The sequence below is a fragment of the Pseudomonas sp. Leaf129 genome, from assembly GCF_001423465.1.
Lineage (GTDB): Bacteria > Pseudomonadota > Gammaproteobacteria > Pseudomonadales > Pseudomonadaceae > Aquipseudomonas > Aquipseudomonas coleopterorum.
This window is the reverse complement of record NZ_LMOC01000008.1, coordinates 256,787-273,681: the sequence shown is the minus strand read 5'-3', so window position 1 is coordinate 273,681 and position 16,895 is coordinate 256,787. Positions and strand designations below refer to the sequence as shown.

General features: G+C 62.8%; 15 protein-coding genes. 14 read left to right on the top strand and 1 reads right to left on the bottom strand.

What is annotated here, in order from left to right; genetic code table 11:
• The first annotated feature begins 114 nt into the window (after positions 1 to 114).
• The 14 genes from ASF66_RS15275 (at position 115) to ASF66_RS15210 (ending at position 15,818) form a co-directional block, all read left to right on the top strand.
• Positions 115 to 1,125, top strand: a complete 1,011-nt coding sequence (locus ASF66_RS15275; protein WP_049861729.1) for a class 1 fructose-bisphosphatase — start codon at positions 115 to 117, stop codon at positions 1,123 to 1,125.
• Between the two features lie 316 nt (positions 1,126 to 1,441).
• Positions 1,442 to 1,966, top strand: coding sequence for a lipocalin family protein (locus tag ASF66_RS15270; RefSeq protein WP_442962782.1), 525 nt, complete (start codon positions 1,442 to 1,444; stop codon positions 1,964 to 1,966).
• 142 nt (positions 1,967 to 2,108) lie between these two features.
• Positions 2,109 to 2,819 carry a histidine utilization repressor gene (hutC, locus tag ASF66_RS15265; protein ID WP_177327972.1) on the top strand — a complete coding sequence of 237 codons (711 nt, stop codon included), beginning with the start codon at positions 2,109 to 2,111 and terminating at the stop codon, positions 2,817 to 2,819.
• A 113-nt stretch (positions 2,820 to 2,932) separates the two neighbouring features.
• The gene (locus ASF66_RS15260; RefSeq protein ID WP_049861747.1) at positions 2,933 to 3,901 is read left to right on the top strand and encodes an ABC transporter substrate-binding protein; all 969 of its coding nucleotides are present in this window, start codon (positions 2,933 to 2,935) and stop codon (positions 3,899 to 3,901) included.
• A gap of 41 nt (positions 3,902 to 3,942) precedes the next feature.
• Entirely contained in the window at positions 3,943 to 4,794 is an 852-nt protein-coding gene (locus tag ASF66_RS15255) for an ABC transporter permease (RefSeq protein ID WP_049861732.1), read from the top strand.
• Complete coding sequence (locus tag ASF66_RS15250) at positions 4,791 to 5,612, top strand: quaternary amine ABC transporter ATP-binding protein (protein WP_056844445.1); 822 nt, start codon at positions 4,791 to 4,793, stop codon at positions 5,610 to 5,612. The genes ASF66_RS15255 and ASF66_RS15250 overlap by 4 nt, the downstream gene beginning before the upstream one ends.
• A 159-nt stretch (positions 5,613 to 5,771) precedes the next feature.
• Positions 5,772 to 6,917 carry a PheS-related mystery ligase SrmL gene (srmL, locus tag ASF66_RS15245; RefSeq protein ID WP_056844444.1) on the top strand — a complete coding sequence of 382 codons (1,146 nt, stop codon included), beginning with the start codon at positions 5,772 to 5,774 and terminating at the stop codon, positions 6,915 to 6,917.
• A 90-nt stretch (positions 6,918 to 7,007) separates the two neighbouring features.
• The gene (gene pip, locus ASF66_RS15240; RefSeq protein ID WP_056844443.1) at positions 7,008 to 7,979 is read left to right on the top strand and encodes a prolyl aminopeptidase; all 972 of its coding nucleotides are present in this window, start codon (positions 7,008 to 7,010) and stop codon (positions 7,977 to 7,979) included.
• Positions 7,976 to 8,413, top strand: a complete 438-nt coding sequence (gene dtd / locus ASF66_RS15235) for a D-aminoacyl-tRNA deacylase (protein ID WP_056844442.1) — start codon at positions 7,976 to 7,978, stop codon at positions 8,411 to 8,413. The genes pip and dtd overlap by 4 nt, the downstream gene beginning before the upstream one ends.
• A gap of 262 nt (positions 8,414 to 8,675) precedes the next feature.
• Complete coding sequence (locus ASF66_RS15230; protein WP_056844604.1) at positions 8,676 to 10,433, top strand: glucan biosynthesis protein G; 1,758 nt, start codon at positions 8,676 to 8,678, stop codon at positions 10,431 to 10,433.
• The gene (mdoH, locus tag ASF66_RS15225; protein ID WP_056844441.1) at positions 10,426 to 13,002 is read left to right on the top strand and encodes a glucans biosynthesis glucosyltransferase MdoH; all 2,577 of its coding nucleotides are present in this window, start codon (positions 10,426 to 10,428) and stop codon (positions 13,000 to 13,002) included. The genes ASF66_RS15230 and mdoH overlap by 8 nt, the downstream gene beginning before the upstream one ends.
• A gap of 253 nt (positions 13,003 to 13,255) precedes the next feature.
• Positions 13,256 to 14,053: a transporter substrate-binding domain-containing protein gene (locus ASF66_RS15220; RefSeq protein ID WP_049861738.1), complete on the top strand. Its 798-nt coding sequence runs from the start codon at positions 13,256 to 13,258 to the stop codon at positions 14,051 to 14,053.
• Positions 14,054 to 14,128: 75 nt separating this feature from the next.
• Complete coding sequence (locus tag ASF66_RS15215) at positions 14,129 to 15,091, top strand: amino acid ABC transporter permease (protein ID WP_056844440.1); 963 nt, start codon at positions 14,129 to 14,131, stop codon at positions 15,089 to 15,091.
• Positions 15,084 to 15,818 carry an amino acid ABC transporter ATP-binding protein gene (locus tag ASF66_RS15210; RefSeq protein WP_056844603.1) on the top strand — a complete coding sequence of 245 codons (735 nt, stop codon included), beginning with the start codon at positions 15,084 to 15,086 and terminating at the stop codon, positions 15,816 to 15,818. Before ASF66_RS15215 ends, ASF66_RS15210 begins: the two co-directional genes overlap by 8 nt.
• Before the next feature lie 310 nt (positions 15,819 to 16,128).
• On the opposite strand, the gene ASF66_RS23285 is transcribed toward ASF66_RS15210, so the two are convergent.
• Positions 16,129 to 16,842 carry a methyl-accepting chemotaxis protein gene (locus tag ASF66_RS23285; protein ID WP_375143236.1) on the bottom strand — a complete coding sequence of 238 codons (714 nt, stop codon included), beginning with the start codon at positions 16,840 to 16,842 and terminating at the stop codon, positions 16,129 to 16,131.
• Between the last annotated feature and the right edge of the window lie 53 nt (positions 16,843 to 16,895).

Genomic DNA, 16,895 nt, shown 5'->3' with positions numbered 1-16,895 from the left:
CATTGATAGCTATCTGATAGCTGCCGCGGCGTGGCTAGCGCTCGCTAGGTTTGACCGCACCCGTGTAAACTGTGCGGGCTTTCCCCAACCCCCTTTTCTACTCCGGAGTCGTCCATGTCCCGCGTTACCCTGAGTCGCTACTTGATCGAGCAGACCCGTAGCAACAACACGCCGGCCGATCTGCGCTTCCTGATCGAAGTGGTGGCGCGCGCGTGCAAAGAGATCAGCCATGCGGTGTCCAAGGGCGCCCTGGGTGGCGTGCTTGGCAGCATGGGCACCGAAAACGTCCAAGGCGAAGTGCAGAAGAAGCTGGACGTGCTGTCCAACGACATCCTGCTCGAAGCCAACGAATGGGGCGGTCACCTGGCCGGCATGGCGTCCGAAGAAATGGACAACGCCTACCAGATTCCCGGCCAGTATCCCAAAGGTGCGTACCTGCTGGTGTTCGACCCCTTGGACGGCTCCTCCAACATCGACGTCAACGTCTCGGTCGGCACCATCTTCTCGGTGCTGCGCTGCCCTACCGAGCACCTGAGCCAGAACGACAGCCTCAAGGAACAAGCCTTCCTGCAGCCTGGCACCCAGCAGGTCGCTGCCGGTTACGCCATCTACGGGCCGCAGACCATGCTGATCCTGACGCTGGGCAATGGCGTGAAGGGGTTCACCCTGGACCGCGAAATGGGCAGCTTCGTGCTGACCCACGAAAACATTCAGATCCCGGAAACCACCGCCGAATTCGCCATCAACATGTCCAACAAGCGCCACTGGGAAGCCCCGGTGACCCAGTACGTGGACGAGCTGCTGGCCGGTGAAGAAGGCCCGCTGAAGAAAAACTACAACATGCGCTGGATCGCTTCGATGGTCGCCGATGTGCACCGCATCCTGACCCGCGGTGGCCTGTTCATGTACCCACGCGACAGCCGCGAGCCGGAGAAGCCAGGCAAGCTGCGCCTGATGTACGAAGCCAACCCGATGTCGTTCCTGGTGGAGCAGGCCGGTGGCGCTTCGACCGACGGCCGCCAGCGCATCATGGACATCAAGCCCGAAGGCCTGCACCAGCGCGTCGCGGTGTTCCTGGGCTCCAAGCAGGAAGTCGAGCGTGTGACCGGCTACCACACCAAGTAAAGGTCGCGCGGCTAGCACGCTCCGGCAGATTCCCGCCCCCCCTTTTGTGGGAGCGGGGCGGGCGGCCAAGCCCTCTGCCCGCGAAGATATCGACGCGGTGTGTCAGGCAGATCGCGGTGAAGCCTTCGCGGGCAGAGCCCGCTCCCACAGGCCCGCTCCCACAGGCCCCAAGCCCCAACCCACAAGCCATGAGGGTCGCAATTGGAACCCACGCGGTCTGCGCTCTTCTAAGCAGCACACACCCTGTGTCTGCTGTTCAAGGAGAGCCCCCATGTCGTTGCGCAAGTTCGCCTTGCTACCTTTGTGCCTGTCGCTGATGATCGCCGGCTGCAGTAACGCCCCCGACGCCAGCATGGCGCCGCGCACCGTCGACAGCGTAGACCTGCAACGCTATCAAGGCACCTGGTACGAAGTGGCCAGATTGCCCATGTTCTTCCAACGTAACTGCGCCCAGTCCGAAGCCCACTACACCCTGCAAACCGATGGCAATATCGGCGTGCTCAACCGTTGCCGTACCGAAAGTGGTGAATGGAGCGAAGCCAAGGGCACGGCGTCGCCACAGGTCCCGGGCAAGACCGACAAGCTGTGGGTAGTGTTCGACAGCTGGTTCTCCCGGATGGCGCCAAGCCTGGCCAAAGGCGACTACTGGGTCTTGGATGTGGACGACAGCTACCAGCATGCGCTGGTCGGCAATCCGAGCCGCAAGTACCTGTGGCTGCTGTCACGTACTCCCCAGGTGTCCACCGCAGTGCGCGAGCGGATGTTGGCGAAGGCACGTCAGCAGGGCTATGACACCAGTCGCCTGATCTGGCGCGCGGCGGATGCCGACATCGGCAAATAAGGCCTGTCGCGACTTGCGCCCGGCACGAGTGGCGTTACAGCCCAGGCGCGAGTCGCGTTACAATGTCGCTCGCTGTGCCCTACGAATCAATCAAGGAATTCCCGTGCCGACTCCGCCTGTTGTCCCTGCGCTGGCTGCCCAGATGGGCGAAAGTCCGGCGCCCTTGTATGCCCGCGTCAAACAGATGATCGCGGTGCAGATCCTCAACGGCACCTGGCCACCACACTACCGGGTGCCCTCGGAAAGCGAACTGGTCAATCAGTTGGGCTTCAGCCGAATGACCATCAACCGTGCCCTGCGCGAGCTGACGGCCGAAGGCCTGCTGGTGCGCATGCAGGGCGTGGGTACGTTCGTGGCCGAGCCGAAAAGCCAGTCGGCGCTGTTCGAGGTGCACAACGTCGCCGACGAGATCGCCGCTCGCGGCCATCGTCACAGCAGCCGCCTAGTGCTGCTGGAAGAAGAGGCGGCCGGTGCCGAACGCGCATTGACCTTGAACATGCGCGAAGGCCAGCGGGTGTTTCATTCGATCATCGTGCACTACGAAAACGACATCCCAGTGCAGATCGAGGATCGTTACGTCAACGCGCAGATCGCCCCGCAGTACCTGCAGCAGGATTTCGTCGAAGAAACCCCCTATGCCTACCTGACCCGTGTGGCACCTTTGACTGCCGGCGAGCACGTGGTCGAAGCCATGCTGGCCAACCCCAGCGAGTGCGAGCTGCTGCAGATCGAGCGTGGCGAACCGTGCCTGCTGATCCTGCGGCGTACCTGGTCGGGCAAGACACCCGTCACCGCCGCGCGCCTGATCCACCCCGGATCACGCCATCGCCTGGAAGGCCGCTTCACCAAATAGGCCTCCCCACGGCACAAATATGCCAATCTGCCGTTCGTCGCGCAGAACAATGGCTCATCGTGCGGTCACACCCATAGATCGCCGTGACCATGGCCTATGTGGAGCAGGACCCGATGAAACTGAACAAGACCCTCCTGGCAACGACCCTGTCTCTGGGCTTGCTGGCCGGTGCCACCAGCAGCCAAGCCGCTGGCTGGTGCGAATCGGGCAAGCCGGTGAAATTCGCCGGCCTGAACTGGGAGAGCGGCATGCTGCTCACCGACCTGCTGCAATTCGTCCTCGAACATGGCTACGACTGCAAGACCGACAGCCTGCCCGGCAACTCGATCACCATGGAGAGCGCCCTGGGCAGCAACGATATCCAGGTGTTCGCCGAGGAATGGGTCGGCCGCAGCGAAGTCTGGAACAAGGCCGAGCAGGCGGGCAAGGTGGTCGGGGTCGGCGCACCGATCACCGGCGCCGTGGAAGGCTGGTATGTGCCGCGCTACGTGATCGAAGGCGACGCCAAGCGAGGCCTCGACGCCAAGGCCCCCGACCTTGCCGCCATCGCCGACCTGGGCAAATACGCCAAAGTGTTCAAGGACCAGGAAGAGCCGAGCAAGGGCCGTTTCTACAACTGCCCGGCGGGCTGGACCTGCGAGCTGGAAAACAGCGAAATGCTCAAGAGCTATGGTCTGCAGGACAGCTACACCAATTTCCGCCCCGGCACCGGGCCAGCCCTGGATGCGGCCGTGCTGTCGAGCTACAAGCGCGGCGAACCGATCCTGTTCTACTACTGGTCACCAACCCCGCTGCTGGGTCAGGTCGATGTGGTCAAGCTGGCGGAAAAGCCCGGTGTGGACAAGACCATCAGCATCAAGGTCGGCCTGTCCAAAGCCTTCCACGAAGGCGCGCCGGAGTTGCTTCCCGTGTTCGAGAAGGTCAACCTGCCCATCGACCTGCTCAACCAGAACCTGGCGCGCATGAGCCGCGAGCGTATCGAGTCGCCCAAGCTGGCGCGCTTGTTCCTCAAGGAGCACCCGGAAGTCTGGAAACCGTGGGTCAGTGAAGCGGCAGCCAGCAAGATCGAAGCGGCGCTGTAACGTGCCCCTTGTATTGAAGCCCCTTGCCCCGAGAGCGCTCCATGTTTCCTGAGAGTTTCACCTTCTCCATCGCCGACTGGGTCAACGACGGCGTCGATGCGCTGGTCACCCGCTACGGCGATGTGTTCCGGCAGATCTCCGACACACTACTGTGGGCCATCGTCAACCTGGAAAGCCTGCTGCGCATGACGCCTTGGTGGCTGATGCTGGCCATCGTCGGCGGCATCGCCTGGCATGCCTCGCGCAAATGGCTGACCACCGTGGTCATCGTTGGCCTGCTGTTTCTGGTGGGAGCCGTGGGCTTGTGGGACAAGCTCATGCAGACCCTGGCCTTGATGCTCGTGGCCACGGTGATTTCCGTAGTGATCGCCATTCCCCTGGGCATTCTTGCTGCGCGTAGCGACCGGCTGCGTGCGGTACTGATGCCGCTGCTCGACATCATGCAGACCATGCCCAGCTTCGTGTACTTGATCCCGGTGCTGATGCTGTTCGGCCTGGGCAAGGTGCCTGCCATTTTCGCCACGGTCATCTACGCGGCACCGCCGCTGATTCGCCTGACCGACCTGGGTATTCGCCAGGTGGATCGAGAGGTCATGGAGGCGATCAATGCCTTCGGCGCCAACCGCTGGCAACAGCTGTTCGGCGTGCAACTGCCGCTGGCCTTGCCCAGCATCATGGCTGGTATCAACCAGACCACAATGATGGCGCTGTCCATGGTGGTGATCGCCTCCATGATCGGCGCGCGCGGCCTGGGCGAAGACGTGCTGGTCGGCATTCAGACGCTGAACGTGGGCAAGGGCCTGGAGGCGGGGCTGGCGATCGTCATTCTGGCGGTCGTAATCGACCGCATCACTCAGGCCTATGGTCGCCCCCGTCACGAGGTAGGCCGATGAACCCACCCAAGATCGAAGTGCGCAACGTCTACAAAGTATTCGGCAAGCGCGAGAAAGAGGCGCTGGCGCTGAGCCAGCAAGGCCAAAGCAAGGAACAGGTGCTGGCCGCAACCGGTTGCGTGGTTGGCGTCGATGACCTGTCGTTGTCGATCGCAGCGGGGGAGGTGTTCGTGATCATGGGGCTGTCCGGTTCGGGCAAGTCGACATTGGTGCGGCATTTCAACCGACTGGTAGACCCTTCCAGTGGCCAGATTCTGGTGGATGGCGAAGATATCCTGCGCTATGGCATGCCAGCGCTGCGCGAATTTCGCCGCCGCAAGATCAGCATGGTGTTCCAGAGCTTCGGCCTGTTCCCGCACAAGAGCGTGCTCGACAACGTCGCCTATGGGCTCAAGGTTCGCGGTGAGAGCAAGGCGCTGTGCCAGGAGCGGGCGCAGCAGTGGGTCGAGGCGGTCGGTCTCAACGGCTACGAGCGTGCCTATCCCCAGCAGCTGTCCGGCGGCATGCGCCAGCGCGTGGGCCTGGCGCGGGCACTGGCGGCGGACACCGACATTATCCTCATGGACGAAGCGTTCAGTGCTCTGGACCCGTTGATCCGTGCAGAAATGCAGGATCAGTTGCTGGAATTGCAGACCCGGCTGCACAAGACCATCGTGTTCATCACCCACGACCTGGACGAGGCGATTCGCCTGGGCAACCGGATCGCCATTCTCAAGGATGGGCGCTTGATCCAGGCCGGGACTGCCAGGGAAATTCTGCACAACCCGGCCGACGATTACGTCGACCGGTTCGTGCAGCGTCGCAGCGTTGCGGTTTGAGGTAACCGGTGGTGGGGTCTGGAAAGCGTCTGCCGACATTGCTGTCAGACATTTCTGTCGGAAGTTTCTGAAAAGTGCCTCTTTCAGAAACTTCCGATTGTTGTCCCTCAATACCCTGCCTAGCGTGCAGGCATCCGTTCAGGAACAAGGAATGCCTGCATGCCCGTCACCAAGCACTACCTCAGCGATGAAGCCATCCACAAGGCGTTGCGCATTGCCGACTTGACCGATGCCTGCGAACCGCCCCACGCGGTACGCCTGCTGGTCAGGGATCTGCTCGCGGGTCTGGTGCGCCAAGGCTGGCCCCTGGCCGAAGTGCACAAGGGACCGCGGATCATCTCCGCAGTGGAAAACTTTCAGCTGTGCGGTGACGATCCTCAGGTGATGGATGAAGTCAGCACTCACAGCTGTTGGGTCGATGATGAATTGCTGCTGCGGACCCAGACCAGCAGCGCGGTCATCACCGGCCTGCAGGCGGCGGCGGGGCGTCGCGCGCCGGGCGAAACCATCATGCTCGCCGCGCCCGGCATCACCTTCCGTCGCGACATCCGCGATCGCTGGCACTGCGCCGAACCGCACCAGATGGACATCTGGGTAGTGGGCGACGCCGCGCTGGGCAATCGTCAGGAGCTGCTGCGGCTGGTAGGCGACGTGCTGGACATCGCCGTGCCGGGACGCATGTGGGCGCACAGCTCGGGCGTCTGCGGTTTTACCCGCGATGGCCTCAATGTCAGCCTGGTCACCCGCCAGGCGCCGGTGGATATTCTGGCTTGCGGTTGCATCTGCCCGGCGTTCCTGCAACGCCTGGACGTCGATCCCCAGGCCCATGGCGGTCTGGTGCTGCGCCTGGGGCTGGATCGCCTGGCGATGCTGCGCAAGGGTGTTCCGGACATTCGTCTGCTGCGTGACGGCCATCCCCAGGTCCAGGCGCAGATGGGCGACCTCAAGGCCTGGCAACCGCTGTATCGCCAGCCGGCCATCAGCCGTGACCTGTCGCTGGCGGTGGAACCGGGATTGGGCATCGAGGACATCACAGAGCGTGTCCTGCAGGTGGCCGGCTATCGCGCCGGCTGGATCGAAGAACTGCACATACGGGGCTGCTGGTCGTTCGAGGAATTGCCTTCCCTGACCATCAAGCGTCTGGGTATCGTGCGTGGCCAGCACAACCTGGTGCTGCAGGTGGTGCTGCGCGACCATGCCCAGTCCTTGACCGCGCAACAGGCCGATGACCTGTACCGGGACATCCGCGCCGCCCTTCACCAAGGCGTGCCCGGTGGCGCCTATCTGGTGGGGGAGCGCTTGTGAAACCCTGCAATGGATAGGGAGAATGCGCCGAGTGGTCATTCGGGTTTATGATGGCCGACGGCAGAGACCCAACTTCCAACGGAGCGCACGATGCAAACCTTGTACCCGCAGATCAAACCCTACGCCAGGCATGATCTGGCCGTGGAAGAGCCGCACGTGCTGTATGTCGACGAGAGCGGTTCGCCGCAGGGCTTGCCGGTGCTCTTCATCCACGGCGGCCCGGGTTCGGGCTGCGACGCGCAGAGCCGTTGCTACTTCGATCCCAACGTCTATCGCATCGTCACCTTCGACCAGCGCGGCTGCGGCCGTTCCACCCCCCATGCCAGCATCGAGAACAACACCACCTGGCGGCTGGTGGCAGACATGGAGCGCATTCGCGAACACCTGGGCATCGACAAGTGGGTTCTGTTCGGCGGCTCTTGGGGCTCGACCCTGGCGCTGGCCTATGCCCAGACGCACCCCGAGCGCGTGCATGGCCTGATCCTGCGCGGAATCTTCCTGTGCCGCCCGCAGGAAATCGAATGGTTCTACCAGTGCGGCGCCAGCCGCCTGTTCCCCGACTACTGGCAGGACTACGTCGCGCCGATTCCACCGGAAGAGCGCGGCAACCTGTTGCAGGCCTTCCACAAGCGCCTCACCGGCAACGACCAGATCGCCCAGATGCACGCTGCCAAGGCGTGGTCCACCTGGGAAGGCCGTACCGCGACCCTGCGACCCAACCCGTTGGTGGTCGACCGCTTCTCCGAGCCGCAACGTGCACTGTCGATTGCCCGCATCGAGACCCACTACTTCGTCAACAACGCTTTCCTGGAGCCGGATCAATTGATCCGCGACATGCCGCGTATCGCCCATTTGCCGGCGGTGATCGTGCATGGCCGCTATGACGTGATCTGTCCGCTGGACAATGCCTGGGCGCTGCATCAAGCCTGGCCCAACAGCGAACTGCAGGTGATTCGCGACGCCGGCCACGCCGCCTCCGAGCCGGGCATCACCGATGCGCTAGTACGTGCCGCCGAACAGATGGCGCGCCGTTTGCTGGATTTGCCTCTGGAAGAGGCATGAAGGGGCTGCTGCAACGGGTCAGCCAGGCCCGTGTCGAGGTCGCCGGGCAGACCATAGGCGCCATCGATCAGGGTTTGCTAGTACTGGTGGCCGTCGAACCGGACGACACCGCCGCCAGTGCCGACAAGCTGCTGCATAAGCTGCTCAACTATCGAGTGTTCAGCGATGAGCAGGGCAGGATGAATCTGTCGCTCAAGGACATCGGCGGCGGGTTGCTGCTGGTGTCGCAATTCACCCTGGCGGCGGACACCCGCAGCGGCCTGCGCGCAGGCTTCTCCACCGCAGCGCCACCGGCCTTAGCGCAGGCGCTTTTCGACCACCTGGTCGAGGCTGCAAAAAAAGCGCATGGGCAGGTTCAGGTAGGGCAATTCGGTGCCGATATGCAGGTAAGCTTGACCAATGATGGGCCTGTAACCTTCCTGTTACAAAGTTAGTGGCCTATTGATGGCGAATTTGCGGTCGTCGACCGCTCTTCGTAGCATAAATACTTCGGCTACCCTGATGCGTTGTGGCGCGACGTACTAGATAATCGCGCGCTAGGGGGCCACGTTTTGCTACCCGGTATTTCCAGTTTGAAGCGTGTCTGGCTCCGCTTGGGGAATCATTAAGCCCTTTTGGAGTCGGAACAGTGCTCGCCAACCCGGCGCAAGATTGCTGGCCGTTGGTTTTTCGATATGTTTTCGGCGAGGGTTGCTCGTGATTGTTAGTCCTTTAAATGCTTCAAGAACACCCCGCACTCGGTTGCGCAAAGCGATGCTGGCCGGGTCTGCACTGTTCTGCCTGTTCACCGCCGGCCAACTCTGGGCCTTCAGCTTGGACGATGTTGCCGGACGCGCCAAGGAGCTCGCCGGTCAGAAATTCGAAACCCCGCGCAGCAACTTGCCCAAAGAGTTTCGCGACATGAAGTTCGCGGACTACCAGAAGATCCGTTTCCGCAACGAGAACGCAGAATGGGCCGATGCCAAGACCCCGTTCAAGCTGTCTTTCTATCACCAGGGCATGCATTTCGACACGCCGGTGAAGATCAACGAAGTCACCGCCACTGCCGTCAATGAAATCAAGTACGACCCTGCGCGTTTCGATTTCGGCGACCTGCAGTTCGATCCCAAGTCCACCGAGCAGTTGGGCTACGCCGGTTTCCGCGTACTGTTCCCGATCAACAAGGCGGACAAGCAGGACGAGATCATGACCATGCTGGGCGCGAGCTACTTCCGCGTCATCGGCAAGGGTCAGGTCTATGGCCTCTCTGCCCGCGGCCTGGCCCTGGATACGGCACTGCCGTCGGGTGAAGAGTTCCCGCGATTCCGCGAATTCTGGGTAGAACGTCCGAACGAAGGCGACAAGCAGCTGGTGATCTTTGCCTTGCTCGATTCGCCGCGCTCCACCGGCGCCTACAAGTTGACTCTGCGTCCGGGCAAGGACACCACCGTCGACGTCGAGTCGCGGGTGTTCCTGCGTGACCGTGTCAGCCGCCTGGGTATCGCGCCGCTGACCAGCATGTTCCTGTTCGGCTCCAACCAGCCGTCCCGTGTGCAGAATTATCGCCACGAGCTGCATGACTCCACCGGCCTGTCCATCCATGCCGGCAACGGTGAGTGGCTGTGGCGCCCGCTGAACAATCCCAAGCACCTGGCCGTGAGCAGCTTCACCGTCGAGAACCCCAAGGGCTTCGGTCTGCTGCAGCGTGGCCGCGAGTTCTCCCGCTACGAAGACCTCGACGACCGCTACGACAAGCGCCCAAGCGCCTGGATCGAGCCGAAGGGTGATTGGGGCAAGGGCACCGTCGACCTGGTGGAAATCCCTACCGCGGACGAAACCAACGACAACATCGTGGCGTTCTGGAACCCGGAGAAGATCCCGGAGCCGGGCGTGGCGCTGGAGCATAACTACCGCCTGCACTGGACGATGGACGAAGACGAGTTCCATTCGCCCGACATTGCCTGGGTCGACCAGACCCTGCGCTCGACCGGCGACGTGAAGCAGTCCAACCTGATTCGTCAGGCCGATGGCAGCATCGCCTTCCTGATCGACTATCAGGGTCCGGTGCTGGCCGCTCTGCCTGAGGACGCCGCCGTTCGCAGCCAGGTCAGCGTCGATGACAACGCCGAGCTGGTCGAGAACAACGTTCGCTACAACCCGGAAACCAAAGGCTGGCGCCTGACCCTGCGGGTCAAGGTCAAGGATCCGAACAAGGCCGTGGAAATGCGTGCGGCGCTGGTCAAGGATCTGCCGGTGGAGCCCGTCAAGGCTGCCGAACCGGTCGAAGACAAGGCTGCGCACAAGCATGACAAGGCGCACGGCAAGGCCGAGAAGCCAGCCGAAGTGGCCCAGGCCCCTGCAGCGACCGCGCCGGAAGCCGCTGCCGAAACCGCTCCTGTCACACCTACCGAACCGGTCAAGACCGAACAGGTCCTGACTGAAACCTGGAGCTACCAGTTGCCCGCCGATGACTAATTCTCCAGCTCGGCCAGAATCGCTTGGCGAATACCTGGCTCAATTGCCCCTGGGGGACGCACAGCGCGCAGAACTTGCCGACTGCACGTCCTTCACCGAACTGCACGAGCGCCTGTCCGGGCGCCCGGCGCACGATGCCGTGCTCGGCGCACAGAACTCGGTCGAACAGCGCCTGCGGCTGGATTCGGCTGCCGAATTGGAAGAGGCCGAGATGTTCGGCGTCGACGCCAGCGGTCGCCTGCAGCTCAAGGCCACGCCACCGATCCACCGTACGCTGGTGGTTCCCGAGCCCTGGCGCACCAACGTCCTGGTTCGGGCATGGCGCAAGCTGACCGGCAAGGCCAGCAAGCCCGAGCCGACCAGCGACAAGCGCGAGCTGCCGAAAGCGCGCTGGCGCTGGGTCGGTTCGATGCGTCGCTACATCCTGCTGGTGCTGATGCTCGGCCAGACCATCGTCGCCGGCTGGTACATGAAAGGCATCATGCCGTACCAGGGCTGGGGCATGGTCGACCTCGACGAAGTGGTTCGTCAGCCGATCATGCAAACCGCCACCCAGGTCCTGCCGTACTTCCTGCAGACCAGCATCCTGATCCTCTTCGGTATCCTTTTCTGCTGGGTATCGGCGGGGTTCTGGACGGCGTTGATGGGCTTCCTCGAACTGCTCACCGGTCGCGACAAGTACCGCATCTCCGGTGCCAGCGCGGGTAATGAGCCGATCGAAGCCGGTGCGCGTACCGCGCTGGTGATGCCGATCTGCAACGAAGACGTGACTCGCGTCTTCGCCGGTCTGCGCGCCACGTTCGAATCGGTGAAGGCGACCGGCGATCTGGATCGCTTCGATTTCTTCGTGCTCAGCGACACCAATGACCCCGACATCGCCGTTGCCGAGCAGCAGGCGTGGTTGCAGGTGTGCCGCGAAGCCGGTGGTTTCGGCCACATCTTCTATCGTCGCCGTCGTCGTCGGGTCAAGCGCAAGAGCGGCAACCTCGACGACTTCTGCCGTCGCTGGGGTAGCGAGTACCGCTACATGGTCGTACTCGACGCGGACAGCGTGATGAGCGGTGAATGCCTGACCAGCCTGGTGCGCTTGATGGAAGCGACGCCGGACGCAGGTATCATCCAGACCGCGCCCAAGGCGTCGGGCATGGACACCCTGTATGCGCGCATGCAGCAGTTCGCCACGCGCGTGTACGGTCCGCTGTTTACCGCCGGTCTGCACTTCTGGCAGTTGGGCGAATCGCACTATTGGGGGCACAACGCGATCATTCGCATGAAGCCCTTCATCGAGCACTGCGCCCTGGCGCCGCTGCCGGGCAAGGGTGCGTTCGCCGGTGCGATCCTCTCTCACGACTTCGTCGAGGCGGCCCTGATGCGCCGTGCCGGCTGGGGCGTGTGGATTGCCTACGACCTGCCAGGCAGCTACGAAGAGTTGCCGCCCAACCTGCTCGACGAACTCAAGCGCGATCGCCGCTGGTGCCACGGCAACCTGATGAACTTCCGCCTGTTCCTGGTCAAGGGCATGCACCCGGTTCACCGGGCGGTGTTCCTGACCGGCGTGATGTCGTACCTGTCGGCACCGTTGTGGTTCTTCTTCCTGGTGTTGTCCACGGCCCTGTTGGCAGTGAACACGCTGATGGAGCCGACCTACTTCCTGGCGCCACGACAGCTGTACCCATTGTGGCCGCAATGGCACCCCGACAAGGCGGTGGCGCTGTTCTCCACCACCATCGTGCTGCTGTTCCTGCCCAAGCTGCTGAGCATCATCCTGATCTGGGCCAAGGGCGCGAAAGAATACGGCGGCCGGTTCAAGGTCACCCTGTCGATGCTGCTGGAGATGCTGTTCTCCATGCTGCTGGCGCCGGTGCGCATGCTGTTCCACACCCGTTTCGTGCTGGCCGCGTTCCTGGGCTGGGCGGCAACCTGGAACTCGCCGCAACGCGACGACGACTCCACTCCATGGAGCGAAGCGATCAAGCGTCACGGCTCGCAAACCCTGCTGGGTGCGGCCTGGGCTGCCCTGGTGATCTGGTTGAACCCCAGCTTCCTGTGGTGGCTGACGCCGATCGTGGGTTCGCTGATGCTGTCGATCCCGGTATCGGTGATTTCCAGCCGGACCAATCTGGGTGTGCAGGCTCGAGAGGAGAAGCTGTTCCTGATCCCGGAAGAGTACGACACGCCGCAGGAACTGGTTTCCACCGATCGCTACACCCAGGAAAACCGCGACAACGCGCTCAAGGACGGTTTCGTACGTGCGGTCGTCGATCCGCGCCAGAACGCCCTGGCCTATGGTTTGGGAACGGCACGGCACGGCAAGGCCGCGCCGATCGAGAGCATGCGTGCGCAGTGGGTCCATCAGGCTTTGCAAGGTGGTCCGCAGAAGCTCGATAACAACACGCGCATGTCGCTGCTCAGCGATCCGGTGGCGATCTCGCGTCTGCATGAGCATGTCTGGGCCGATCAGAACACGGCCTGGCTGGATGCCTGGCGTCAGTCCAAGCAGGCGGAACGCTCGGCTCAGCCCGTGCAACCGCTCGGCGCTGTACCGGCAACAGGCTTGCAGAACGCCTGACCGTGTTGGCCTCATTCGCGGGCAGAGCCCGCTCCCACAAGTAGCAAAAGCACTTCTGTGGGAGCGGGGCGGGCGGCTGAGCCCTCTGCCCGCGAATGCTGCACCTCGATATTCCCGCCATGCCCCCCAACAGTGCCATCCGGCACTAATTTCAGTACCGAACTTTGTCCAGACCCCCGTTTGAGTTAGGATCGCACCCCGAAATGGTGCGCCCAGGCCGGGTCGTGCCCGAAGTTGGCTAGGGGAATTGGTGATGAACAAGTATCTGTCGATGCTGCTGCTCGGCGTCATGGCCATGGCGGCCGTGGGTTCGGCGCACGCGGGCGCTATCGATGAAGCGGTCAAGCGCGGCACACTGCGCGTGGGCATGGACCCCACCTACATGCCGTTCGAGATGACCAACAAGCGTGGCGAAATCATCGGTTTCGAAGTCGACCTGCTCAAGGCCATGGCCAAGTCCATGGGCGTCAAGTTGGAACTGGTATCGACCAGCCTGGACGGCATCATTCCCGCCCTGATGACCGACAAGTTCGACATGATCGGCAGCGGCCTTACCCTGACCCAGGAACGCAACCTGCGTATCAACTTCAGCGATCCGTTCATCGTCGTCGGCCAGACCCTGCTGATTCGCAAGGAATTGGCCGAGAAGATCAAGACCTACAAGGACCTGAACTCGGAGGACTACCGCATCACTTCCAAAGTAGGCACCACCGGTGAGTTCGTGGCGCGCAAGCTGATCGCCAAGGCGCAATACCATGGCTACGACAACGAGCCCGAAGCGGTACTCGATGTGGTCAACGGCAAGGCCGACGCATTCATCTACGATTCGCCCTACAACGTGGTGGCGGTGGATAAGGTCGGCAACGGCAAGCTGGTCTACCTCGACGAGCCCTTCACCTACGAACCGCTGGCGTTCGGTTTGAAGAAGGGCGACTACGACAGCCTCAACTTCATCAACAACTTCCTGCGCCAGGCCCGTGAAGACGGCAGCTACGATCGTATCCACAAGAAGTGGTTCGTGAACAAGAACTGGCTCAACGAAATGCAGTGACTGCGCCTCTGGCCAGACTCTCCCTGACGCGCGGGTTTGCCCCGCGCGTCGGTCTTCTAGCGGATTGAACCCCCTGTGATCAAACACCACAAAGCCCAATGGCCCTGGCACGGGCTGACCGCGCTGGTGCTCATCGGCCTGGCTTTCAGCTTGTACGCCGCGACCTCGCGCATCTCCTACGAGTGGCACTGGAATCGGGTGCCGCAATACTTCGTCTACCAGGCCGAACAGCCGCAGCGCGCCGAAGGCTACGGCAGCGTCGAACAGATCACTCGGCAGGGCGGGCAGGCGCAAGTGACCCTGCGCGATGAAGACGGCGGCGAGCAGGTGTTGCGGGTGGACGCCAGCAGCGTTGTGCTGCAGGAGGGCGATGACGTGTCCGAAGGCGATCAGATCGGCGTGACCCGGCACTGGACGGCCGGACCGATCGCCTGGGGCTTGTGGACCACCCTGTGGCTGTCGCTGGTGTCGGGCGTGGTCGGGCTGCTGCTGGGTCTGGTCACCGGTCTGTGCCGGCTGTCGAGCAATCCCACCCTGCGCCATCTTTCCACCGTGTATGTGGAGCTGGTGCGCGGCACGCCGCTGCTGGTGCAGATATTCATCTTCTACTTCTTCATCGGTACCGTGCTCAACCTCTCGCGCGAGTTCGCCGGTGTTGCGGCACTGGCGTTGTTCACCGGCGCCTACGTTGCCGAGATCGTGCGCTCGGGCGTGCAGTCCATCGCCAAGGGGCAGGGCGAGGCCGCCCGTTCGCTGGGCCTGGATGCCGGCCAATCGATGCGTTACGTGATCCTGCCGCAGGCGTTCAAGCGTGTATTGCCACCGTTGGCGGGGCAGTTCATCAGCTTGGTCAAGGACACGTCGCTGGTTTCGGTGATCGCCATCACCGAGCTGACCAAGAGTGGGCGCGAGGCGATCACCACGTCGTTCTCGACGTTCGAGATCTGGTTCTGCGTGGCAGCCCTGTACCTGGTCATCAACCTGCCGCTGTCGTATTTCGCCAGCCGGCTCGAGCGGAGGCTTGCGCAAAGTGATTGAAGTACGCGACCTGTTGAAGGTGTTCAATACCCGCGGCCAGGTGGTACGTGCGGTGGATCAGGTCAGCACTCAGGTGGCCAAGGGCGAGGTACTGGTGGTCCTGGGGCCTTCGGGCTCGGGCAAGTCCACGTTCTTGCGCTGCCTCAATGGCCTGGAGGCGTTCGATCAGGGCTCGGTGAGCATCGACGGCCTGCGCCTGGATGACCCCAAGACCAACATCAATGCCTATCGGCGCGAAGTCGGCATGGTGTTCCAGCACTTCAACCTGTTTCCGCACATGACCGTGCTGGAAAACCTCTGCCTGGCGCAAAAGGTGGTGCGCAAGCGCGGCAAGGCCGAGCGCGAGGCCAAGGCCCGTGCGTTGCTGGCCAAGGTCGGCATCGGCGAGAAGGCCGATGCGTTTCCGTCACGGCTGTCCGGCGGCCAGCAGCAGCGCGTGGCCATTGCCCGCGCGTTGTGCATGGACCCCAAGGTGATGCTGTTCGACGAGCCGACTTCGGCGCTCGACCCGGAGATGGTCGGTGAAGTGCTGGAAGTGATGAAGACCCTGGCCGAGGAAGGCATGACCATGGTGTGCGTTACCCATGAGATGGGTTTCGCTCGGGAAGTGGCGGACCGGGTGCTGTTCTTCGATCACGGCCGCTTGCTGGAAGACGCGCCTCCGGCCAAGTTCTTCGATGCACCCAAGGACCCCAGGGCACAGGCGTTCTTGCGGCAGGTGTTGTAGTTCTGCTGCTTGGGTGACTGTAGGGCCTCTTCGCGGGCAGAGGGCTCGCCGCCCGCCCCGCTCCCACAGTAGTACGGCAGGAGTTGTGGGTCTGTTGCCTGGCTGACTGGCTGTGTTGGCCTCTTCGCGGGCAGAGGGCTCGCCGCCCGCCCCGCTCCCACAGGAGTACGGTAGGAGTTGTGGGTCTGTTGCCTGGCTGACTGGCTGCTGACCTTTTCGCGGGCAGAGATCCGCTCCCACAAGAATCTGCGGTGATCTTGTGGGAGCGGGTCTCTGCCCGCGAAGAGGCCCGCAAGCCCACCACCCAACCTCAAACCTTGAACTGCCCCACCAACCCCTGCAGGTGTGTCCCCAGCCGCGCCAGCTCGATGCTCGACGCTGCGGTCTCCTCGCTCGCCGCCGACGTCTGCTCGGAAACCTCGCGCACATTGAGCACGCTGCGGTTGATCTCGTCGGCCACCACGCTCTGTTGCTCCGCCGCTGCCGCGATCTGCTGATTCATGGCCTGGATCGCCGACACCGTGCGGGTGATGTCGCTCAACGACTGGCCGGCACGACGAGCCAGTTGCACGCTGCTGTCGGTCATTTCCCGGCTGCTGTCCAACGCGCTCGACACCTGATGAGTCCCTGTTTGCAGGGACGCGATCAACGCCTGGATCTCTTCGGTCGATTGCTGGGTACGTTGGGCCAGACTGCGTACTTCATCAGCCACCACAGCGAATCCACGGCCGGCCTCGCCGGCGCGGGCCGCCTCGATCGCCGCGTTGAGGGCCAGCAGGTTGGTCTGCTGGGCCACGGAGGTGATCACATCGAGTACACCGCCGATCTTGCTGCTTTCCTGCTTCAACTGGTTCATGGCTTCGCTTGAATGCAGCACTTCGGCCGCCAGACGTTCGATCTGCCCCACCGCCTGGCTGACCACCCGATCGCCTTCGCGTGCCTGCTGATCGGCAGCCACAGCGGCCTCGGACGCCTCTTCGGCATTGCGCGCGACTTCCTGCACGGTAGCGGCCATCTCATTCATGGCGGTGGCGACCTGATCGGTTTCGACCTTCTGCGCATTGACCCCGGCACTGG

What these genes read in the sequence shown, in the direction of transcription:
- ASF66_RS15275 (WP_049861729.1), top strand. Translation starts at nt 115, where the DNA reads ATGTCCCGCGTTACCCTGAGTCGCTACTTGATCGAGCAGACCCGTAGC.
- ASF66_RS15270 (WP_442962782.1), top strand. Translation starts at nt 1,442, where the DNA reads ATGATCGCCGGCTGCAGTAACGCCCCCGACGCCAGCATGGCGCCGCGC.
- hutC (WP_177327972.1), top strand. Translation starts at nt 2,109, where the DNA reads ATGGGCGAAAGTCCGGCGCCCTTGTATGCCCGCGTCAAACAGATGATC.
- ASF66_RS15260 (WP_049861747.1), top strand. Translation starts at nt 2,933, where the DNA reads ATGAAACTGAACAAGACCCTCCTGGCAACGACCCTGTCTCTGGGCTTG.
- ASF66_RS15255 (WP_049861732.1), top strand. Translation starts at nt 3,943, where the DNA reads ATGTTTCCTGAGAGTTTCACCTTCTCCATCGCCGACTGGGTCAACGAC.
- ASF66_RS15250 (WP_056844445.1), top strand. Translation starts at nt 4,791, where the DNA reads ATGAACCCACCCAAGATCGAAGTGCGCAACGTCTACAAAGTATTCGGC.
- srmL (WP_056844444.1), top strand. Translation starts at nt 5,772, where the DNA reads ATGCCCGTCACCAAGCACTACCTCAGCGATGAAGCCATCCACAAGGCG.
- pip (WP_056844443.1), top strand. Translation starts at nt 7,008, where the DNA reads ATGCAAACCTTGTACCCGCAGATCAAACCCTACGCCAGGCATGATCTG.
- dtd (WP_056844442.1), top strand. Translation starts at nt 7,976, where the DNA reads ATGAAGGGGCTGCTGCAACGGGTCAGCCAGGCCCGTGTCGAGGTCGCC.
- mdoH (WP_056844441.1), top strand. Translation starts at nt 10,426, where the DNA reads ATGACTAATTCTCCAGCTCGGCCAGAATCGCTTGGCGAATACCTGGCT.
- ASF66_RS15220 (WP_049861738.1), top strand. Translation starts at nt 13,256, where the DNA reads ATGAACAAGTATCTGTCGATGCTGCTGCTCGGCGTCATGGCCATGGCG.
- ASF66_RS23285 (WP_375143236.1), bottom strand. Translation starts at nt 16,842, where the DNA reads ATGAATGAGATGGCCGCTACCGTGCAGGAAGTCGCGCGCAATGCCGAA.